At 42.2% G+C, this 21,386-nt stretch carries 18 protein-coding genes and 1 pseudogene; all 19 read right to left on the bottom strand.

Going from position 1 to position 21,386, the window contains the following annotated elements; translation table 11 throughout:
- Nucleotides 1-9: 9 nt before the first annotated feature.
- On the bottom strand, nt 10-708 hold the full coding sequence (locus Q8R38_05895; GenBank protein ID MDP3791555.1) for a glycosyltransferase: 699 nt from the start codon (nt 706-708) through the stop codon (nt 10-12).
- Nucleotides 709-711: 3 nt separating this feature from the next.
- Nucleotides 712-1,698 carry a GDP-mannose 4,6-dehydratase gene (locus Q8R38_05900; protein MDP3791556.1) on the bottom strand — a complete coding sequence of 329 codons (987 nt, stop codon included), beginning with the start codon at nt 1,696-1,698 and terminating at the stop codon, nt 712-714.
- Nucleotides 1,699-1,753: 55 nt separating this feature from the next.
- The gene (locus tag Q8R38_05905) at nt 1,754-3,088 is read right to left on the bottom strand and encodes a radical SAM protein (GenBank protein MDP3791557.1); all 1,335 of its coding nucleotides are present in this window, start codon (nt 3,086-3,088) and stop codon (nt 1,754-1,756) included.
- 10 nt (nt 3,089-3,098) lie between these two features.
- The gene (locus tag Q8R38_05910; GenBank protein MDP3791558.1) at nt 3,099-4,847 is read right to left on the bottom strand and encodes a glycosyltransferase family 39 protein; all 1,749 of its coding nucleotides are present in this window, start codon (nt 4,845-4,847) and stop codon (nt 3,099-3,101) included.
- Between the two features lies 1 nt (nt 4,848).
- A pseudogene (locus Q8R38_05915) lies at nt 4,849-6,443 on the bottom strand (carbamoyltransferase).
- On the bottom strand, nt 6,436-7,365 hold the full coding sequence (locus Q8R38_05920; GenBank protein ID MDP3791559.1) for a GDP-L-fucose synthase: 930 nt from the start codon (nt 7,363-7,365) through the stop codon (nt 6,436-6,438). The pseudogene Q8R38_05915 and the gene Q8R38_05920 overlap by 8 nt, the downstream one beginning before the upstream one ends.
- A gap of 3 nt (nt 7,366-7,368) precedes the next feature.
- Entirely contained in the window at nt 7,369-8,565 is a 1,197-nt protein-coding gene (locus Q8R38_05925; GenBank protein MDP3791560.1) for a DegT/DnrJ/EryC1/StrS family aminotransferase, read from the bottom strand.
- The gene (locus Q8R38_05930) at nt 8,522-9,256 is read right to left on the bottom strand and encodes a sugar phosphate nucleotidyltransferase (protein MDP3791561.1); all 735 of its coding nucleotides are present in this window, start codon (nt 9,254-9,256) and stop codon (nt 8,522-8,524) included. The genes Q8R38_05925 and Q8R38_05930 overlap by 44 nt, the downstream gene beginning before the upstream one ends.
- Entirely contained in the window at nt 9,253-10,245 is a 993-nt protein-coding gene (locus tag Q8R38_05935; protein MDP3791562.1) for a kinase, read from the bottom strand. Before Q8R38_05935 ends, Q8R38_05930 begins: the two co-directional genes overlap by 4 nt.
- A complete protein-coding gene (locus Q8R38_05940; protein MDP3791563.1) occupies nt 10,242-11,711 on the bottom strand; it encodes a radical SAM protein in 1,470 nt (489 codons plus the stop codon). Before Q8R38_05940 ends, Q8R38_05935 begins: the two co-directional genes overlap by 4 nt.
- Nucleotides 11,711-12,667 (bottom strand): transketolase C-terminal domain-containing protein, encoded by a 957-nt coding sequence (locus tag Q8R38_05945; protein MDP3791564.1) that lies wholly within the window; start codon nt 12,665-12,667, stop codon nt 11,711-11,713. The genes Q8R38_05940 and Q8R38_05945 overlap by 1 nt, the downstream gene beginning before the upstream one ends.
- Nucleotides 12,664-13,491, bottom strand: a complete 828-nt coding sequence (locus tag Q8R38_05950) for a transketolase (protein ID MDP3791565.1) — start codon at nt 13,489-13,491, stop codon at nt 12,664-12,666. Before Q8R38_05950 ends, Q8R38_05945 begins: the two co-directional genes overlap by 4 nt.
- A complete protein-coding gene (locus Q8R38_05955) occupies nt 13,481-14,434 on the bottom strand; it encodes an NAD(P)-dependent oxidoreductase (protein ID MDP3791566.1) in 954 nt (317 codons plus the stop codon). The genes Q8R38_05950 and Q8R38_05955 overlap by 11 nt, the downstream gene beginning before the upstream one ends.
- A 30-nt stretch (nt 14,435-14,464) precedes the next feature.
- Nucleotides 14,465-15,253, bottom strand: coding sequence for a C1 family peptidase (locus tag Q8R38_05960; protein ID MDP3791567.1), 789 nt, complete (start codon nt 15,251-15,253; stop codon nt 14,465-14,467).
- Complete coding sequence (locus Q8R38_05965) at nt 15,246-16,547, bottom strand: O-antigen ligase family protein (GenBank protein MDP3791568.1); 1,302 nt, start codon at nt 16,545-16,547, stop codon at nt 15,246-15,248. The genes Q8R38_05960 and Q8R38_05965 overlap by 8 nt, the downstream gene beginning before the upstream one ends.
- Nucleotides 16,534-18,393 carry a nucleoside-diphosphate sugar epimerase/dehydratase gene (locus tag Q8R38_05970; GenBank protein ID MDP3791569.1) on the bottom strand — a complete coding sequence of 620 codons (1,860 nt, stop codon included), beginning with the start codon at nt 18,391-18,393 and terminating at the stop codon, nt 16,534-16,536. The genes Q8R38_05965 and Q8R38_05970 overlap by 14 nt, the downstream gene beginning before the upstream one ends.
- A 54-nt stretch (nt 18,394-18,447) precedes the next feature.
- The gene (locus tag Q8R38_05975) at nt 18,448-19,008 is read right to left on the bottom strand and encodes a sugar transferase (GenBank protein MDP3791570.1); all 561 of its coding nucleotides are present in this window, start codon (nt 19,006-19,008) and stop codon (nt 18,448-18,450) included.
- Complete coding sequence (locus Q8R38_05980; GenBank protein ID MDP3791571.1) at nt 18,992-20,446, bottom strand: radical SAM protein; 1,455 nt, start codon at nt 20,444-20,446, stop codon at nt 18,992-18,994. The genes Q8R38_05975 and Q8R38_05980 overlap by 17 nt, the downstream gene beginning before the upstream one ends.
- Nucleotides 20,443-21,384, bottom strand: a complete 942-nt coding sequence (locus Q8R38_05985) for an NAD-dependent epimerase/dehydratase family protein (protein MDP3791572.1) — start codon at nt 21,382-21,384, stop codon at nt 20,443-20,445. Before Q8R38_05985 ends, Q8R38_05980 begins: the two co-directional genes overlap by 4 nt.
- Nucleotides 21,385-21,386: the final 2 nt, after the last annotated feature.

Raw genomic sequence — 21,386 nt, forward strand, 5'->3', positions numbered from 1 at the left:
CTCCTTGAATTATTTTGGCCCGGCGAATCTTATACAGACTATTCGTTTTAAATAGCCGAATCCCAGCGAAAAAAATCCTGAAAGACTGGCGGTGGTTTTAGACGTTCCTTTTTTTCTATCCTGGAAAACATAAGGAATCTCCTTTATTCTAAAGCCGGCTTTCTTGCATTTAAAAACAAACTCTATAAAATAATCCCCATAACCCTTTTTTGACGGGAACGGGACTTTTTGCAATACATTTTTTTTAAAAACAATAAAGCCGCTATCGTAATCTTTTATGTCAAATCCCAGCAGGGCCTGGGCAAACCAATTTATGATCCTGCTCGTGATTACCCTGAAAAGAGATCTGGCGTCTTTACCGCCGCGGACATACCGTGACCCTATTACAATATCAAACCGGTCGAGACTCTTCAGCATTTCCGGCAGCGCGGATGGCGGCATGCTCATATCGGCATCCATCCAGCCCACTATATCTCCTTCGGATTCTTTTAGGCCCCTATCGATGGCGGAGGGCAGGCCTCTTTCGTTGCGTCGTATAACCTTTACCCCGGGCCTCTTACACTCCTGGACGATTTTCCATGTCATATCAGGAGAATCATCATCTACAACAACCACTTCGAGAGGCCCCTTAATACTGCCGAATAACGCATTGATGAGAGTTATTATGTTTTCACTTTCATTGTAGGTCGGCAATATTATGGAGACCATGCCTTATACTATTCCCCGTTTACTTTTTAACCGCTTCAAATCCGCATCCACCATCATCCTGACCAGGTCCGAAAATTTGACCGCGGGCTTCCACCCTAATTTTCTCCTTGCCTTACTATAATCTCCCTCAAGGATATTCACCTCGGCTGGCCTGTATAGCTCCCTGTCTATAACCACGTATTTTCTCCAGTCAAGCTTTAAATGATCGAACGCAAGTTCCGCAAATTCTCTGACCGAATGCGTTTCGCCTGTCGCGATAACATAATCATCGGCTTTATCGTTCTGCAGCATGAGCCACATGGCTTTTACATAATCGCCCGCAAAGCCCCAGTCCCTCTTGGCTTCAAGGTTCCCCAACGGCAGTTTTTTAGATAAACCCAGCTTTATCTCTGCTACAGCATAAGAGATCTTTCTTGAAACAAACTCAAAACCTCTGGTAGGGCTTTCATGGTTAAAACATATACCGTTGCAGGCGAACAGGCCATAGGCCTCGCGGTAATTCCTGGTCAGTTCAAATCCGGCGAGTTTGGAAATACCATACGGAGAACGCGGATGAAAAGGCGTAGACTCGCTTTGCGGCGTTTTCTTCACGCTGCCGAACATCTCGCTTGATGCGGCGAAGTAGAATTTGCATTTAGGCGCTTTTTGCTTTATGGCCGACAGCACGTAATGGGTGCCGTTTATATTGGTATTTATAGTGGAGAATTCGTCTTCGAAAGAATAACTCACAAACGTCTGCGCGGCCAGATGATAGCATTCGTGCGGCCGTATTTTTTCTATTATGTTAAATAGGCTTGCATAACTTTCGAGCGAAGCCGCGTGTATCTTGATCTTGCCCAAAAGGTGCCTTACCCTCCACAGCCTGTGCTCGGGATCTTCCAGCGCAACGCGCCTGACCAGTCCGTGGACCTCATAGCCTTTTTTTAATAAAAATTCTGCCATGTACGAACCGTCCTGGCCGGTTATTCCTGTTATAATGGCTCTCTTCATACTTTCCACCTTCCTTTTATAGCCTACTATTATATCATTATAGGCGGGTGTATTTCTACGGATTATTTTGTTTTAAAGGATTTTGAGGGGATTGAGGAGCGTGGGGGGTGTATTTGGGTTGTAACTTGTACTGATAATTCTGTACGTCGCCGGACCAGTCCAGCTGGCATAGTGATTCGAGCAGTTTTTCTCTCATTTTTTTGACATCTGCCCTCTTCATATTCTCGGTTTCAACTGTGAGCCCTCCCTCCTGGTATCCCGCTATATTGAAGTACTGCTCATAGTTCTTCTCAAAATAAATTATACCATAGTTCTGCGGATTGTTCCAAACATCACAACCCGGAAAAGGAACAAAGTTAAAAAGCGTGTATTGATGAGGGCGGCACTCCAGCATAAGATCGGCGGTATCCTGTATCGTCTGATATGTCTCTCCTGGAAAACCGACTATAAGAAAAACCTTAACTATAAGCCCGGCCGCCTTGGCGTTTTTAATCGCTTTTTTTATCTGCTCTACCGTTGTATGCTTCTTCATCTTGCGCAGCAATTCCTGAGAACCGGTCTCTACACCAAAGGCAATGTTCCTGCAGCCTGCCGCGTAAAGGTCTTCATAGACCTCCGGGTCATTCACCCTTACAGTGCCGTTCGCGCGAAAGCGTATGTCCAACTGCTTAAACCGTTTGGACATCTCTCTTACCCTGACCCTGTCCAAGGTCATCGTATCGTCATAAAAAATAAAATTCCTGACACCGTATTTTGATTTTATCAATGACAGCTCATTAATAACATTATCGAGATGCCGGAACCTGATCTTTTTACCAAACATGAAATTACAGCAAAATGCACATGTATTGGGACAACCCCTGCTGGTAACAAAACTTAGGCTTAGCTGGCCATCTACCTTTCTGTTATATGAGTGTATGTCTATTAATCCAAGATCCGGACATGGTAATTCGTCTAAATTTGAAATAAGCGGGCACCTGATGATCCTGGATTCCGGCGGCTTGCCGCTAGCCAGGTTCGTTACTAAATCGCGCAGGGCATACTCCCCTTCGCCAATGACTACATAATCAAAATCTTTAAGGGTTTCTTCAGGCAAAGCGGAAGGATGCGCTCCCCCCGCAACACTTATGGCTCCGGGATTATTCTGCTTGGCAAGTTTTAACATTTCTTTACATATATAATATGAGGGAGTGTATATCGTGAAGCCATATACGTCTGCCCAGCCAATTAGATCGGCCCAGCGTTTCATCGGTATGGACGATAAATCGAGAACCCTGGTTTCATACCCTGCCTTGCGCAGCACAGTGGCTAAGTACAACTGTCCAAGCGGGATATCCAGCCTGTCATCAAGCGAATTGGGTTGAGGCGGATGTATAAGACAGACCTTCATGCGATATTCCTTATTTTTGGTGCGAACTTTTCAGAAAATCAATATCATCTTTTGTAATATTATATATTAGCAGAGACCCACCCACCCATTCAACAGGTTTTATTTTATCCAGCCATTTTATTCTTTTTGCCGGAAAAGCAGTAGTCTCAATGACATAAAATCCTTTATTAGGGATCAGTACCTCTTCATTCGTTATCAGCGTATATGGTATGCGATAGTAATCACATACTTTATCGCAACTAAATACCGCATCTATCGTTATCTTGTTTATATTATTCTTTTCAAGATATTCTTTCAGCCTCTTCCAGTCCTGGCCCCAGGCAATGTTAGAATCGCCAAGGTACTTATAACCGTTCTTAAAACCTCCGACCATCCTATTAAAATATGAAAGATGCGCCGGGTATGAACTGAGGACATCCGCTGATAGTATTATTATCAAGGCAGATAAGGGATACTTCATCACCTTAGAGTTTCTTACTATGAACACGCTATAGCCGGCCATGACAAATAAAAACGGATAGACCGGCAATATATGACGAATACCTATATTCAATTTGTTTATAAACATGGCGATAAAAAGATAAATAAATGCCGGCATTATAAGAACCACCTTCATTAACATCTTTTCTTTTTTCATGCATAGCCCGATTGCCCCCAACAAGAAGAATAACAATGTAACAAAAGGCTCTTTAAAAAATATAGCAAGAGGGAAATAATACCACCACCCCCCTGACTTTGAATTAACCCCTAATAGATACGAATCCTGACCATATTGCGCATGGCCCTCAAAATAGGCAAAACCTTTGAAATACGGCATGGTTGCGCTGTGAAAAGGAAACCAGGAGTACTTGGTATAATCGAGTATAACTATTACGAATGCGGCCGTCATGATAATGAGCAGTGACCTGCCCACAAAGTTTATTTTTGAGAAAATCGTCTTTTTGTTATAAAAAAGGTAAGAGATCGCGTATACAGCCAAGGCCGGCATTATCAATCTAAAGGATTTTTTATAAGAAACGGCGAATATCAAAAAAGGCAGAAATAGGGCCGCATGTGTCATCCATTTTTTTAAAGTCGCTTTCTTAGGTGCGTGAACCGGGTAAAACCCCCTCAGAAAAATAAGAAAATGCGATACCGGCATTAAAAGCAGTCCGCTGAATTTTGAAATAAAACTTAGGCCCGTGAAGGCGGCCACGGCAATAAGAACCCCTGTCTTCTCTGTTTCGAAATATCTCATCAGATAATAAATGGCTGCAAAATAGAAACAGCTTATTGTGGTATCCATGGTAACCAATGAAGAATGGCCTAAAAATAAGGGGGATAATACAAATAGCGATAAAGAAATAAAGCCCGCAAATGCGCCGTTGAGCCTTTTAGAGTACAGGTATATGAATAATCCCAAGAGTGCGGCAATAATAATATCCACCGCTCGAGAAAGTAAAAGTAGTAGCTCCAGGTCATTGCCGCGGTTGTAAAGAAAATCGTTCTGGATCTTGACAATATCGTCCGGGACTGAAGTGCGGTAAATTTCAAAAGGAAAATTTAATTTTACAAACAAAAGAGGAAGTGCCGCCAGTTGTTTTACGAAAGGCGGATGTTCTATGTTGAATCTATAGTCATGAAACTTAAGATTTATATAACCGACCGTGATATGCGTTTTTTCGTCGGATGTTATGGAATTAGTAGCGGCATAATACAATCCGCTCATTAAAAAAAATAATAGCAAAATCGCTACAGATATTTTTTCTGTTGTTTTCATACTAAGCCTTCCCAATAATAAATGAGCCCATAACCAAATAATCGATTTCAGTTTGTATAAAACATCTGTAAGCGTCTTCGGGTGTACAAACGATCGGCTCGCCCATCCTGTTAAAAGATGTATTGATAATCATAGGGCATCCATGGTCTTTATAAAACTGCCTTATTAAATCGTAAAAAAGAGGGTTGTCTTCGCGCTTGACCGTCTGTACCCTCGCTGAGCCGTCAACATGTGTTATGGCCGGAAAACCGGATTTTTTAACCGCCGACACAAAAAGCATGTAGGGGCTTTCGCATTTGAGGTCAAAATAAGCTTGCGATTTTTCTAAAAGTACGCTGGGAGCGAATGGCCTGAACGCTTCTCTAAATTTTACCTTTGAATTAATCATGCCGCGCATATATTTTGAGCGCGGGTCCGCCAGAATACTGCGGTTTCCCAGAGAGCGCGGCCCAAATTCCATTCTACCCTGAAACCAACCGATTATTCTTTGATCGGCCAGAAAACCGGAAACTATTTTAAGCAAAGTCTTTCTTTCCAGTTTCTTATATTTTATATTATTTTCTTTTAAATAGCCTTCTATTTCTTCATCAGAGAACAATGGGCCCAGAAGACTCGCTTTCTGCCGATCCCTATTTCTGCTAACTTTTCGGGGCTTGCCCATGTATTCATGCCAACCTATAAATGCCGCCCCTAATGCGCAGCCCGCATCTGAAGAAGAAGGCTGAATCCAGACTTTCTTAAATGGTCCCTCCCGTAATATTTTTCCGTTTGCCACGCAATTAAGCGCGACTTCTCCCGCCATACACAAGCTTTCCAAACCGGCTTTTCTGTGAAGGCGCCTTACCATGTTCATCAAGGCCATTTCTGCGACCGCTTGCACCGAACAGGCCAAATCCCTGTGCCTTTTTTTTATTTCCTCTTCTTTTCCTCTAGGAGGCCCGCCGAAAAGATCATTAAAATTCTTACCGGTTATTTTATGTCCGGAACGATAATTAAAATATGACGGGTTTAATTTAAATGTGCCATTTTCTTTTAGTTCGATCACTTTTTCTAAAATAATATCGGTATAAACCGGATCGCCATACGGGGCCAACCCCATCAATTTATATTCATCAGAGTTTGGAATAAACCCGCAATAATATGTAAATGCCGAATACAACAAACCTATTGAATCGGGAAACCTTGTGAGGGAGTGAATTTTTGTAGAATTACCCGCCCCGCTACCAAGGGTCGCCGCTATACCGTTTTCCGCCCCGTCAACTGTAAGTATGGCGGCTTCCTTAAATGGTGATGGGTAAAAGGCGCTTGCGGAATGAGTAAGATGATGCCTGGAAAATATGATCTTTGCATCAAAATTTAGTTTTTTTTTACAACTTCTTTATAAACATCATCGTGAAATACCACTAGATCGATATCGCTCTTTTTGATTCCGGCTTCGCGCAGGCAATAGTGTATGGCATTTTCAGGGAAACTCGAATCGTGTTTTTTGCGCGTAAAACGCTCTTCCTGTGCCGCCATTATGATCTGGCCGTCTTTAAGAAGGGCCGCTGCCGCATCACGATAAAACGCCGATATTCCTAAAATATAATTAGACATATTTTACCCTGCAACATTCGCATGTACGCCTCAGGCCATCGTCAAGCGAGACCTTGGGCCTCCACCCGAGGGAAAATATCTTTGAAGAATCAAGCAATCTACGAGGGGTTCCGTCAGGTTTATCTTTCTGGAATATTATTTTACCATTATATCCGATCACGTTCCTCACCTTTTCCGCCAGCACCCTGACAGAGGTTTCTTTCCCAACCCCCATGTGCACAAGCTCGCTCTTGTCATATTTATTCATGAGAAAAATAAACCCTTCTGCGGCATCATCTATAAACATAAACTCTCTTTTAGGGGCGCCGGTCCCCCATACCGTAAATTTATTACGGCCGGGATCAATGGCTGCCAAATTGGCCCGTTCTATCAGCCCTGCTACTACGTGCCCTTCTCTCCCAAAGTGGTCGCCCGGGCCATAGACAGTTGCCGGTACAACACAAATAAAATCGGTCTTATGCTGCCTATTATAAGACTGGCACATCTTTATACCCGCTATCTTGGCAACTGCAAACGATTCACTCGTCGGCTCTATTGAGCCTGAGAGCAGGTACTTTTCCTTCATGGGCTGAGGGCAATGCTTAGGGTATATGCATGCGCTACCCGGAAAAAGCAGTTTTTTTATTCCATATTTATACGCTGAGTGTATTACGTTCGTCTGAATAGCGATGTTCTGACAGATAAAGTCAGCGGGATAGGTATTGTTTGCATATATTCCTCCAACCTTAGCCGCCATAAGAAAGACATATTCCGGACGTGAATCTTTAAATAATTTATCGATCTTGATGCAATCGGTCAGGTCCAGTTCTTTATGGGTCCTTAATATCAGGTTCTTATAGCCGTCCGCCTTTAACTTTCTTACCAATGCTGAACCAATGAATCCGGTGTGGCCGGCAACATAAATACGGGAATTTTTATTCATATTTTATTTCGCGTTAGCGGTTATAAATTTTTCTATCACATTCATGATATAATCGATATGCTCATCGCCTAGATCCTGATGAACTCCTATATGCAGGCCGTTATTACCCATAAACTCTGCGTTGGGAAAATCTCCTAATTTATAGCCCAGATAAGCAAACCCGGGGCATTGGGTGGGCATTGAAGAAAAGAGATCCCGCGTATCAATGCCATTTTTCTCCAGATAATCCACAAATCTGTCCCGGCTAAAAGGCGAGCCCTCCTTAACAATGATGGGGAAAGCATGGGGCCCGATCTTCTCGTCTTTGTCTTCCTGTATCGTAGTCAAATAATCATCAAATTTCTTGAGGCGTTTTATCATCGTCAAAAGATTATGCCTTCTTTTATCTATGATCTTATCGTATATTTCCAGACTGCCCAAGCCAACGGCGGCCTCTAATTCATTCATCTTGGAAGAATATCCTACCCTTTCAAAGATAAACCTTATGTCCTTGCCGTATTGAAACCTCTTTTTACAATAATCGGAAGCCGTGTTGACTATACATATATTACATTTACAGGCGCGGCCATGGCAACGGAGCGACCTTAATATATCAGCAAATTTCTCTTTATTGGCAGTAACAATGCCGCCCTCTATGGTAGTGATAATATGCGCGAGGTAAAGGCTATACGCGGCCATATCCCCCCATTCTCCTACTTTCTTACCTTTATAGGCCGCTCCATGCGCCTCAGCGGCATCTTCTATTACATACAGATTGTTCCTTTTGGCTATTTTATTAATAATATCCATTTCAGCCGGTTTGCCCATAAGGTGTACCGGCATGATAGCGCGTGTTTTTTTAGTGATAGTTTTTTCTATAAGATTCGCATCTATATTTAATGTAGCTCTCTCGATATCCACAAATACCGGCTTAAATCCGGCATGTAAAACAGCATTACCTGTAGCAACGAAGGATAGGGCAGGGATGATTATTTCATCACCGCGCTTCGCGCCAAAATCATAAAGCACCGCCAATGCCAATACATCGGCGTCGGTCCCGCTGCTGACAGCAACCGCTTCCTTCGCGTTTACAAGCTTGGCAAATTTTTTCTCAAACTCACGGACATATTTGCCGCTGGAAACCCTTTTTGAGTTAAGGGCTTTGCCAATAAGATCTTTAGATTTTTGCGTAATGTCTATCGTTCCAAATGGAATCTTCATGCTTTTTCGCCTTTATATATCTTTCCGGGGTTCCAATATCGATAAAAAAACTTGATTTCGGATACCCGAAAGTCTTGCCTCCGGTCAATGACGGAAAAAAATCGCGTTCTAAAGAAAATCTTTTTCTTTGCGGCATTAGATCAAAGACCTGCCTGTCAAATATATAGACGCCGACATTGACCAGGCATTTTTTTGCCTTGCTCCTTTTTTCATTAAAACTTTTTATACATAAAGATCTATCCAGCTCAACAATTCCGTATTCCCTGCCATCGGAAACCTGCCCTAATAATATCGAAACAACGGCCTTATTCTTATTATGAAATTTTACGAAATCTAAGGGGTTGAACTTACAATACGAATCTCCGTTCAAAACAAAAAAATATCTGCTCCTTATTTTCTTTCTTGCATTCTTTACCGCGCCTCCCGTATCAAGAGGGCTTCTTTCTCGGGAAAATAAAATATTCAATCCGGTTTTTTTGTTACGGGTATAATGTTCTTTTATAGCTCCCGCCTTGTACCCCGTACCTAGAATAAAACGCCTGAATCCGAAACCTGCCATATAATTCAGGATCAGGTCAAGAAACGGCTTGCCGCCTATCTCCACCATGGGCTTGGGATTATTACGAGAAATCGCCCTTAATCTCTTTCCCAAGCCGCCGCAAAGAATAAAAACATCGATATCTTTGATCATATTTCCTGTGGATTATAGTAGATTATCTGGCTTCCCTCGTTCTCAAAATTAAATTTTACTTCCAGGAAATCTTCCAGGGCCTTTGAAACCTTTTGCCGGTTCTCCGGCTTCACGAATAAAAGCATAAAACCCCCGCCGCCCGCGCCCAAAAGTTTTCCTCCGACAGCACCGGACTTTTGGGCCTTTTCATACAAGCTATCTATCTGGGGGTTCGATATTCTTTTCGAAAATTGCTTCTTGATCTGCCAGGATTCATGAAGCAGTTTTCCGAACTCCGAGATGTCCTGGTTGCTGTTCAGGACATCAACAGCGCGGTCAACCATCTGACGCATCTTATTCAGCTCTTTTTCTTTCTCCGGGGTATTTCTGATCTGCTCCGCGGCGATCTCTGAGGCAAAACGCGAAAATCCAGTGAATATCAACATAAGATGGTCTTGCAAATGACCGATTTTTTCTTTAGGTAAAGTCATCGCCTCTACTCTGAAATTATGGTCATTGTGAAAAATTATCTTATTGAACCCCCCGTGCGCAACGGCGATCTGATCCTGCGAACCTACATTTTCCTTGAGCACGACCCTTTCTATGTGGATCGCTTCCTTTGCCAATTGCTCCTTAGAGACTATTTTGCCTTTCAAGGCATAAAGAGAATTAAGCATACCTACCGTAAAGGATGAGCTTGACCCCAATCCCGACCTGGCAGGCAGATCCCCGTCATGATGCACCTCTACCCCTTTATCAATTTTAAAATATTCCAACAACGCCCTGACTACCGGATGCTTAATGTCTGCGGATGATTTTATGTTCTCTACTATAGAATAAACGATCCTGTGTTTATGTTCAAAAAACGGAGGCAGGTAACGTATGTTTATATAGCAATATTTATCTATGGTAGTGGATAGCACGGCGCCTCCGCATTTTTCAAACCAGGCGGGATAATCTGTGCCGCCGCCAAAAAAAGAAATCCTAAAAGGAGTTTTGCTTATTATCATTTCAGTACCTTTCTCCCCAATCTTGTTTCTGACATTTTCTCTACATTAGTCCTTACTGCTGGCCCAAATTTTTTCTCAAGCATACTTAAATAAGCCGGATTACTAAAATATCTATGGAACGCATCATCTCTAAATTTTAAAACTTCTTTAGCGCTGACATGTTTGGTAGGTAAGGGTAACGTCTCATATGAATGTTGTGAAAAACCATGCCATTCTTCGGGAAGTTCCCATTCCTCTTTCTTTGCAATGCCGTACAACTTAGAGCCCGGATATGCCATGGCGCAATAAAAATTGGCAAATTCACAACTAAGATCCATTGCCATATCGAGCGTTTCCTGCATCGTCTCCATGGTGTCATCAGGCAAACCAAAGATATAGTTCCCGATAACCCTGATGCCTTCATCCTGAATAATCCGGACAACATTTTTCACATCCTTCACCCTCATCTTCTTAGAGGAACTGTCCCTTATATCAGCGTTTGCAGACTCAATGCCAAGGGCAATCCAGTTTATCCCCGCTTTTTTCATTTTTTCTAAATTTTCGGGTTTCACCGTATCAACGCGCGCGTATGCCCAAATATTTAAATCGTAGCGTCTTTCTAAAAGCAAGTCTACGATCTTCATATAATGGCGTTCATCCAGCACAAATAATTCATCAACAATCTTGATATTCCTGACGCTGTATTCTTGTACCAAAATACCTATCTCATCAACAACCATATGCGGGCTTCTGTATCGTATGCCGGGCTTCCCGAAAAGCGCGTTTATACAACAAAAGATACAATCATACGGACAGCCAAGACTGGTATATATAGCCGCGTACGGCGCCCGGCGTCCGATATCGTCAAAACAATGCCAATTATGCGCTCGGTAAAGATTCATCGGGAGCAGATCCCATGCCGCGATCGGAATTCCGATATCCAGATTCTTGATCAGCGCCGCTCTCTGATTATTTCTTATCATGCCCCCTTCAGAAAACCATAGGCCGGGAACATGCGAAAACTCATTTTTTCCTGATTTCAAAACACCTATCAGGATCTCTAATGTAAGCGGCCCTTCCCCTTCAATAGCAAAATCTACGCTCTCTTCTTCCAATGTCTGCTTGGGCAATGCGGTCGGATGAAGCCCGCCGATAGCCACTTTGACAGCTGTATTGTCCTTTATCGCCTTACAGATCCTGCCGGCAATGGTCATGTTCTGAGTAGACGCTGATGGCTGCGAGCCATATACAATTACGGCAGCTAATAAAGGATTTAGCTTTTTGACTCTTGCCGCCGTTTCTTCTGGGGTAATATTCTCGGCATTAGCATCAATTATCGCGATCGTGTGCTTATTGTTCCTTAAATAGGCGGCTATTACAGCGGCCCAAAACGGAGGCTCGATCGCGGAATAGTCCTGCCCCATATCCTGATAGACCTGTTTCCTATCGCCTGGATTTATCAATACAATATCAATTCTATCAGGCATTAGTGTTGTCCCAATAACGCTTTAACATCTTTTGCGATACTATTTTCACCCAGCTTGTTCAGTTCGTGCAGGTAATCCCTGCTTCCGATATCAAAAACATAGGAATCGTTAAAGCCGATATTTTTTAACCTTATCGGAGAATTGTTTTTATTTAATAAGTGCAAAATAATGCTGTCAAGCCCGGCCTTGTTAATAAACCCTTCCTCAAGAGTTAAAACATATCTATAATTTTTTAACGCATTAAAGAGCGGGCCTTCATTTAAAGGTTTCAGCATGAAAATATCTATGAGCCCGATATCTATGTCTTCCTGGCTCAATTTTTCTACTACCCGCAATGCTTTATGGGTCATATATCCCGTAGAAACAAGACATAAATCTGTACTCTTTTTTAATTCACTGAATCCGCTTTCGATATCGGCCTTTTTATAAATTGAAGGAAGCGGTTTACCGTCAAACCTGAGATACTTTGGCTTTTTCACCTTTATCGAATAGTCCACAAATCTTTCAGTTAGCACCCAGTCGCTTGGAGAGAATATTTCTATGTTCGGCAATACCCTCATTATAGAAATATCCTCGAGGCAATGGTGCGTCGGGCCCGAAACATCGTAACTTAAGCCAGCCCCCACCCCGACCAGATTAACATTTACATCTTTAAGCTGCGACTGCATCGACAGATTGATCCTGATCTGTTCATAGGGGCGCATTGTCAGAAATGGCGCTATGGCATAGGCATATACCGTAAATCCCTCCAACGCTAATCCTGTTGAAATATTGACAAGGTCCTGCTCGGCAATGCCTACATTGATAAACCTGTCTTTAAAAGAGCTTCTTAACCTGTCGAGTTTTGGAGAGCCAAAATCAGCACAAACAAAAAATATGCTTTTGTCACTCTCCATGCGGCTAGAGAGTTCTTCAATAAAAACGTCCCGCATTGTCTTTAAATTTTCTTTTTTCATTCTAACCCGGATACCAACGTATCGACCTCATCGGCCGAAAGATTTTTAATATGGCTTAAAGAATCTGTTTCAAGCCTGGCCACGCCCTTACCCTTAACGGTATTAGCGATCAAAACCTTTGGCCTCTTATTATCCGTTTCTTTAAAATGCCGCAGAGCATTACAAAGCTCCCCCACATCATGGCCATTTACTTTTTTAGCGATCCAGCCAAAGGCCTCGAACTTCTTTTCCAGCGGAGCCAGGTCAATTATATTTTTGCAATAATCCAGCATGCATACTTTATTATCATCCACGATAAGTACCAGATTATCCAGCTCATGCTCCGATGCGAACATTACCGCTTCCCATATCGAACCTTCATAGAGTTCTCCATCTCCGACCAACACAAATACTTTCTCTTTACGTTTCTTTCTTTTCAGGCCCAGGGCCATGCCGCAGCCGACGCCTAAACCATGGCCAAGAGAACCATTGACAGTTTCAAATCCGGGTATGATAGCATCCGGTATGCCTCCTAAAATGCATCCGGCCTTACAGACATTATTCAGGTATTCCTTAGGAAAAAATCCTAAATCCGCCAGTACGGGATAAAAAGAAACCGCGCCATGGCCCTTGCTGATTATAAACCTGTCCCTGCCTTCCCACGAAACATTCTTGGGATCAAAACTTATTACCTTGCCATAATACAGCACGGCGAATATTTCAACTGCTGAAAGCGAAGAAGCAAGCCTTGTCTCCTGGGCAACCTTATGGATCTTCAGCGTTTCTTTCCTGACCCATTCGGATTTTTCTTTCAAAAATTTCAATTTACTATATTTATCTGACATTGCCATATATGTTGTTGGAGATAATTTTATACCCCTTTATCAGCTCTCTTATTCCCATATCGAGGGAATGGACCGGTTTAAAACCTGCCTTTTCTATTTTCTCATTTGATACGATATAATCCCGCTTATCGGGATCCTGCCCGACCTGAGATTCCATATATACAAAATCAGGGATATGTTCTTTTATCTTTGCGCATAGTTCTAACTTTGAAAGATTCGCATCGGACAGGCCGACATTATAAGCCTCATTCTTCATTTCAGAAAACTTTTCCATTGCATGCATAAAAACGCGCGCCACATCGCGCACATGAATGTAGTTTCTCCTAAAATGGCCCTCAAATACAACTACAAACCTGTCATTTACCGCTCTGTAGGTAAAATCATTTACCAGTAAGTCGATCCTCATCCTTGGCGATACGCCAAAAACAGTAGCGAGGCGAAAACTTATTGAATTTCCCCTATCAAGGATTATCTTTTCAGCCTCCATCTTCACCCTGCCATACAGGGTAAGCGGGTTTAACGGGCTTTTTTCCGTACAATGTATATCCTTCTGGCCGATGCCGTAGCCGCTGTTCGTAGTAGGCATGATTATTCTTTGCTCTTTGGATGCAAGTTTTGCGATCAGGCCTATGGCATCTCTGTTTATTGTCACGGCTCCGGTCTTATCCCTGTTACATAACGGTGCGCCGACCAAAGCTGCAAGCGGAATAATATAATCGGCATCTTTAAGAAGCGGTTTTAACACGGCTTCGTCTCTGGCGTCCCCTCTTACGACATCAAAGCCTTTATAAGTACAGCAATCCAGTAGCGAGTTTTGGCCATACATGAAATTATCCAACACCGTAATCTTATATCCTGACTTTAGCAGCTCTGGAATCAAAGCTGATCCGATGTAACCTGCGCCGCCTGTAACTAAAATACTTTTTCCGGTTTCCTTCACCATGGAATAATTCTCCGTTTGGTTGTTTTGCTTTTAAGTATATCTGACAAGAACATCTTCTCTTCTTTTAACCAGCGCCTTTGGGTTTTCTATCAGATCCGTGGCGCTCCAGGCATCAACGCAATATTGTTTCATATAATCGTAGTTAAAATATCCATAACCGCCATCTCCCCACCTGTCGCCCCATGAATTCTTGAATTTAAACAGCTTCTTTGGATCATCATATCCGATAACGCATATGGCATGACCACCCTGATATATCTCTTTTTTCTTTGGCATAGGAATCAGCCCTGTTTTGGCGGCCTTTTTTGTAAACCACGATTCATAGACGTCGACCCCTGCCAAAAATGGGCCATTGATCACAAGGCTTCTTTTCATATCCGGCATGGTCTTTAAGCGGGCATAGGCCATTATCTTATATTTTACCGCTGCCTTACCAGAGCCTGTTTTCGGCTTATCTGACTGATGCGGCCGGTACGGCCAGTAATTTTCAGGCGGCGTGCCGTAATTCAATAATATTTTCATGGCCACCCTCGGATACGTACCATCCTCTTCAGGGCTGCCATCATATTTTTTGCATAGCTGGTAAAGATATCTAGGTGAAAGCGAAATTAAATTCTTGTATTCTTTTGTATCCTGATATTCTTTCATGCCGACCACACTCGCGAACGCCACGCAAGTGCCTTCGTCCCCTTGACTTCTAACAGGTGTCATGTTTTCAGTATAATCGATGTTGGGCGGCAGTGGAATCGGCGGCAGGACCAAGCCCATCGGAATATCACGCAAATCGCGGGGATCTTTTAAACAGCCTAACCTACGCACCTTCCTCCTTAAGGGCTGTCTTTTGAACCGCTATGATCAAACCCATCATAAACCACATTAAATTCGCTAATTGTAAGGCGTAAAAATTAACATCGAAAAAGCTATGCACTAAAAATGCGAATAATCCCGTTAATAACCCTGCCAGGATGCAGCCGTAAAATGTATCTTTAATTTTTCTCACATTTGTAATAGAGGCCTTGAACAAACTTACTATGACAAAAATGAAAGAAAGTAATCCAACGATCCCTGTCTCAGCCGCCATTTGAAGATAGGAATTGTGGGGATAGATCCCAGCCTCTAATAGGCCGCTTTTATAACGAGGCGCTACGATAGAATATGCGTTTAACCCGCAACCAAAAACGGGAAAGTCCCTGATGATCAATAGTGCCTCCCGCCATAGATTGGTCCTGACAATGTCCATATTTTGCATTATCAGGACGAGACTCTGCTTTATAGCAAATACAGGGTCCTGTCCTTCGATAGTCATATGTATAAAAAACGGGATAGCGATAAGCGATGCCAGCAATATAAAAACTATGCTGATTAAAAATATTCTATTTTTTTTAACCACCATGTTAACTATCATGAAAAATATCGCTGCAAAAGCAAGCCCCGTCCAGGCACCCCTTGACCGCGTCAGTACAAGACACGCCATTAATGCGCTCGATAGGCATATTATCAATACACCGGCTAAAAACCACAATATAACAGGTATGGCTTTCTTCGGTTTATTGATTATCAGCGCATAAAAGATGCCGTACAATAACGGCAACATTACTATGAGCCACGCACCAAAACCGTTGGCACTGGAAAAGGAGGCTGTAATCCTGCCGGCTTGCGGATATTTTCTTAAAAAATCCCCCACTGTTGTCACATATTGAAAAATGCCGTCTGCGCCTATAAGCAGCATAGACAAGACCATGGTAACCATCACTGCATTCAGCTTTTTTCTATCGTTTATAATCTCTGCTACTATAAAATACAACACCACTCCCTTGAGTAGCTTAGAGAAAAATCCTCTTAGGCTTAAAGAAATAGAGGTGCTAAGAAGCACCGATAGAAATGCTGCTATTATAAATAAATATACCGGGAGATTTAATTTTGTATCAACCGGTTTAAATATTCGTATCAACGAACTCCGCGAATCATAAGATAGCGCCCTATTTAAAATCCATAATGCAAAAGCAACCGCAATGCATATCTCTACCGCTGATTTTGAAAATGGCAGAGTAAATATCATTACCGATAAAGCTAACACTGTCAGCCAGCTAACCCATTCTCTAACTATCGCCATTATATTTTCCGTTCGGCTTGTAAGTAGGCACCATCTCTTTTATTTTGGCTAAGACCTTTTCTTCGTCCATTAAATTAGCCAGTCTTTCCAGTGTCTTCATGTCTTTGCGCAATTGAAGAGCGTCGAAATTATTTGGTTGCGCAATATAAATCTTATCGTGTTTTGTAGCCTTGTTATGCTCAATGTCCAAAAGCATTTCCTCCATCATCTTTTCTCCGGGCCTTAAACCGATAAATTTAATCTCTATATCCTTGTCTGGCTCCAGCCCGGACAACGTTATAAGATTTCTTGCAAGATCCGCTATTTTTATCTGTTCGCCCATGTCAAGGATGAGCACTTCGCCGCCCTTACCGATAGCGCCTGCCTGCATAACAAGCTGAGCGGCTTCACTTGCCGTCATAAAAAATCTTTTAACATCGGGATGCGTTACTGTAAGCGGTTTCCCGGCCGCTATCTGCTGCTTGAATATAGGTACCACGCTGCCGCTGGAGCCGATTACATTACCGAACCTTACAGCCATGAACTTTGTCCTCGCGGTCTTGGCCTTTGACTGTATCATCATCTCGGCTATCCGTTTTGAGGCCCCCATGGTGCTTGTAGGATTTACCGCCTTATCCGTAGATATCATTACAAACTTCTCCACTCCGTAATGCTCTGATGCATAAACAAGATTTCTTGTTCCAATGATATTGTTTTTTATGGCCGCGATGGGATTCCCTTCCATGAGCGGCACATGTTTATGCGCAGCGGAATGAAAAACTATATTAGGCCTATATTTAGAAAATACGCTCTTCAATAGCCCTATGTCTTTTATGTCACCGATAATAGTTTTAAATGACATATGGGGATAATTTGCCTTAAGCTCCATCTCTAAAAAATATAAATCGTTCTCGTTTAAATCATATAATATTAATCGGCCGGGATTAAACTTTGCTATTTGCCGCGACAATTCTGACCCTATAGTGCCGGCAGCGCCTGTTATTAAAACAACTTTGTTCTTTAATAGAAAGCTTATATCCTGTGTATTTATATTGACAGTTTCCCTGCCCAAGAGATCTTCAGGTCTTACATCTCTTATATGTTTTATCGTTACCTCTCCGGTTAATATCTTATGAATTTCCGGCATGGTCTTGATCTTCACTTCTGTCTTTTCGCATCTTGAGACGATATCTCTTATTGTTCTACCGCTAGCGGAAGGCATGGAAATGATCACTTCTGATATATTGTGGTTTTTGATGGTATCTTTTATATCATCGATCTTACCTAAGACTTTTACGCCGTGTATGCGAGAATTTAGCTTACTTGGGTTGTCGTCGATAAAACCTACCGGCTGATATATTCTTTTTTTTGCATTAATCATCTCACGAACAACCATTTCACCTGATGCGCCGGCTCCTATTATAAGAACTCTTTTGAGATTATGGGATTTAAGTTGCCTGAATTTAATCAAAACTCTAGGAGAAAATCTTGAGCTACCAATGAAAAAGAGGCATATCAGATAATCGATCAATAGTACTGACCGGCTCATCTCTATGCGTTGCGTAAAAAATGCTACCGCAATAAGCGATAAGCTGCCCATCGTCACAGATTTTAATATATTTATTGCTTCGCTTATGCTCGCATAGCGAAATGACCATTGATACATCCCAAAGATAGCAAGTAGAATAATCCTGAGAATGGTTGCCCACATCATAAAATACAGGCATGGAGATACAATAATGGCGGTGAGTCGCCAGTCAAATCTGATCGCAAAGGCTAAGAACATCGACAAATTCACTAACACCAGATCGACGGCCAGCATTATTGGTATTCGTAATCTATCGAATATATCTTCTATATTATGCATTTTGGAGATTATATCCTTTATCAGCTAAATAGTCAATTATAGCACTACAATATATCAGTGGTGCACGCCTTCTCCCTGAATTGATTTGATAATAGTCATAACTAAAATCTTGCCATCCAATAGAAGAGATTTGTTTTTCAGATAATACTCATCAAATTCGACCTTAACCGGTATGGGGAGGCTATCTCTTCCGTTAACCTGCGCCCATCCCGTAACCCCCGGGGAAAGCTTATGTATATTTTTTTTAGTCCTTAACTCTATCAAATCGTACTGGTTAAATAATGCCGGGCGGGGGCCTACAAAAGTCATGTCCCCAGATATTATATTGAACAACTGCGGAAGCTCGTCTAGACTAAATTTACGCAAAAATTCACCGAACGGCGTAATATAGTTATCCGGATTTTGAAAGAGATGAGTTGCGACAGTCGGTGCGCCAAGACGCATAGTGCGAAACTTTGGCATCTTAAATATTTTATTATCAATACCTACCCTATCCGACCAATATAAAGCAGGCCCTTTAGAGGTAAGCTTGATCACCAAACCGATAATGAGCATTGGGATGCTTAAAATAACTAATAAAAAACCCGCCATTATAAAATCAAAAACGCGTTTCATTATGCCTTTTTAATTGTCGCGACAAGCATTTAGAGGAGATAAACATGCTTGTCATGTGCTTTACGAAAAAATAATTCAACTGCACCCAGTCCACTTTTATGTAGCTATAGAACTTATAGGCATTAAACATTGCTTTAAAAAGCCTATTACGCGGGAGCCGTATCAGCTTTTTTATTATAGGGATAAGAAAAGGAAACTGCACGGCGATTGCAAACAGATCATGCAGGTTGATAATTTCATTCTTATGTACTAATTTAAGCGGCGTGGAAGAATGATAATCCGGCTCTATACGATAATCGATATCCAAAAGGCCATTATCGGCCGCAAGTCTGTACAGCTCTGTCCCGGGATAAGGCTGGATTATAGAGATCCAGCTATAAGCAGGCTTGCATTTTACGTTCAATTCTACCGTTTCAAAAGCATCTGATAATGTCTCCTTAGGCAAGCCTATCATATTAAATGTTTCGAATTTGATATTATATTTCTTAAGCAAAGCACAGGCTTTAATGATCTGTTCATTGCTCATGGGCCTTTTCAGCACATCCCTCCTCAACCTTTCGCTGCCTGATTCTATGCCGATAACAACAAGAAAGCATCCGCTGTCCTTCAGTCCTTTGGCTATGCTTTCTGTCACCAGATCAACTCTGACGTGACAGCAATACGGTAAATTCACATCTTTCTTATATCTTTCAACAAACTCAGAGAACCATCTTTTATCAATTATGAATATATCATCTACAAAACGGACCGCTTTTATCTTGTACCGGGCTCTTATCATCTTCAGCTCCGCCATCATATTATCTATGTTCCGTTTTCGTACATACGTTCCCTTGCCACTGTAGTAATCTTTAAGCTCCTTATTAAAACAATAGGTACAGCTATAAGGGCAGCCCCTGCCGGATATAACGTCCAATACCCCGTAATTTTTGTACTCATAATATTCATTGATCAGGCTCCTGTCGGGAAAGGCTATGTTGTTAATATCGGCAAGCGGCCTTATCTCATTTTTTATGATCTGATCATTGACCTTAACGCAAAGGTTCGGGATCCGGGAAAAATCTTTGCGATCATTGATATTACGCAGTAATTCCATAAAAGCATCTTCTCCTTCGCCCCTACAGATAATATCTACGCCTGGTTCTTTAATAAATTCCGGGTAAAAAGTGGGATGCGGGCCGCCGAACACAGATAAAAAAGAGATTCTTTTTTTCAGCAAAGTATTAATCTTAAGGTATCTCTTTTCGGTGCCGGTAGTCACTGAATAGCAAATGACATCCGGACGGAATGCAACCGCTTTGTTTAAATATTTTCTATCCAGGTTCGGTATGAGCAACGATGTTTCATGGCCTTCGTTTTTGGCGACAGAGATGAGATATAATAATCCTAACGGATCTCTGATGTCTGCGCTTGGTTTTAGATAAATAAATAATACTCTCATCTGCTACCCTTTATTGTCCTGCTAATACCCTCTTCCATAGTAAACGGCGGTTTCCAGCCCAGTAAATTGCTTATTTTGCCGCTATCAACGGTAAGGGCCCCTGCTAGCTTCTCTAACTCTTCATTCCTGCCTATGATTTTGGATAGCGCCTTTAAAATTCCGGGATATAAAGAAAATAAAACCGCCTTCTTACCCATAGCGCGAGCGAGCATCTTTATTAGATCCGGTGTAGACACATCGTCGCAATCGCTTACCATAAAAGTCTCGCCTGCCGCCAGCGGATGACTAATACAAGTAATAATGGCATCCATCAAATTACCGATGTAAAGAAAGCTGCGCCGATTGTTGATACTTTTAAGCGGTAATGGCAGGCCAATGCCTACAATTTTAATTAAATTCTTAAAATTAGCCTTCACCCCCGGCCCATAAACCAAGGGAAGCCGCAGAACAACTACTTGAAGGCCGGTTTCAGCGGCTACGCGAGCCAAGGAATCTTCAGCTTCCCGCTTACTGATACCATAAGCATCTTTTGGCTCAGGAGGATCGTTTTCAGTATACGACCGCCTAGATCCCTCGCCATTTACTTTGACTGAACTGATAAAGATAAATTTGTTAATTCCCGCCCTTGCAGCCATACGCGCCAAACGCTCCGTGCCCCGAACATTAACTTTACGAAAAACTTCAAGTGAATCCACGGCAGACTCTTTAGTAATATGGGCGCGCGCTGCTAAATGGATGACCGTATCCACTTTAGCTAAAACTTGCTGCCAATCCGTTGACTCGTTTATATCTCCCACTTTAATATATTCATCAACCCCGGAAATATACCGTACATTATTGCGTATAGCCACACGGACAGAATAGCCTTTTTCTTTCAAAAGAGCGCACAGATTGCGCCCTATAAATCCCGTTGCGCCTGTTACGAGAACTACTGACATAA

It is taken from the genome of Candidatus Omnitrophota bacterium (genome assembly GCA_030695905.1).
Taxonomy (GTDB): domain Bacteria; phylum Omnitrophota; class Gorgyraeia; order 2-01-FULL-45-10; family 2-01-FULL-45-10; genus CAZHPY01.

What these genes read in the sequence shown, in the direction of transcription:
- Q8R38_05895 (MDP3791555.1), bottom strand. Translation starts at nt 708, where the DNA reads ATGGTCTCCATAATATTGCCGACCTACAATGAAAGTGAAAACATAATA.
- Q8R38_05920 (MDP3791559.1), bottom strand. Translation starts at nt 7,365, where the DNA reads ATGAATAAAAATTCCCGTATTTATGTTGCCGGCCACACCGGATTCATT.
- Q8R38_05945 (MDP3791564.1), bottom strand. Translation starts at nt 12,667, where the DNA reads ATGAAAAAAGAAAATTTAAAGACAATGCGGGACGTTTTTATTGAAGAA.
- Q8R38_05925 (MDP3791560.1), bottom strand. Translation starts at nt 8,565, where the DNA reads ATGAAGATTCCATTTGGAACGATAGACATTACGCAAAAATCTAAAGAT.
- Q8R38_05985 (MDP3791572.1), bottom strand. Translation starts at nt 21,384, where the DNA reads ATGTCAGTAGTTCTCGTAACAGGCGCAACGGGATTTATAGGGCGCAAT.
- Q8R38_05955 (MDP3791566.1), bottom strand. Translation starts at nt 14,434, where the DNA reads ATGGTGAAGGAAACCGGAAAAAGTATTTTAGTTACAGGCGGCGCAGGT.
- Q8R38_05905 (MDP3791557.1), bottom strand. Translation starts at nt 3,088, where the DNA reads ATGAAGGTCTGTCTTATACATCCGCCTCAACCCAATTCGCTTGATGAC.
- Q8R38_05970 (MDP3791569.1), bottom strand. Translation starts at nt 18,393, where the DNA reads ATGCATAATATAGAAGATATATTCGATAGATTACGAATACCAATAATG.
- Q8R38_05975 (MDP3791570.1), bottom strand. Translation starts at nt 19,008, where the DNA reads ATGAAACGCGTTTTTGATTTTATAATGGCGGGTTTTTTATTAGTTATT.
- Q8R38_05935 (MDP3791562.1), bottom strand. Translation starts at nt 10,245, where the DNA reads ATGATAATAAGCAAAACTCCTTTTAGGATTTCTTTTTTTGGCGGCGGC.
- Q8R38_05965 (MDP3791568.1), bottom strand. Translation starts at nt 16,547, where the DNA reads ATGGCGATAGTTAGAGAATGGGTTAGCTGGCTGACAGTGTTAGCTTTA.
- Q8R38_05940 (MDP3791563.1), bottom strand. Translation starts at nt 11,711, where the DNA reads ATGCCTGATAGAATTGATATTGTATTGATAAATCCAGGCGATAGGAAA.
- Q8R38_05950 (MDP3791565.1), bottom strand. Translation starts at nt 13,491, where the DNA reads ATGTCAGATAAATATAGTAAATTGAAATTTTTGAAAGAAAAATCCGAA.
- Q8R38_05910 (MDP3791558.1), bottom strand. Translation starts at nt 4,847, where the DNA reads ATGAAAACAACAGAAAAAATATCTGTAGCGATTTTGCTATTATTTTTT.
- Q8R38_05930 (MDP3791561.1), bottom strand. Translation starts at nt 9,256, where the DNA reads ATGATCAAAGATATCGATGTTTTTATTCTTTGCGGCGGCTTGGGAAAG.
- Q8R38_05980 (MDP3791571.1), bottom strand. Translation starts at nt 20,446, where the DNA reads ATGAGAGTATTATTTATTTATCTAAAACCAAGCGCAGACATCAGAGAT.
- Q8R38_05900 (MDP3791556.1), bottom strand. Translation starts at nt 1,698, where the DNA reads ATGAAGAGAGCCATTATAACAGGAATAACCGGCCAGGACGGTTCGTAC.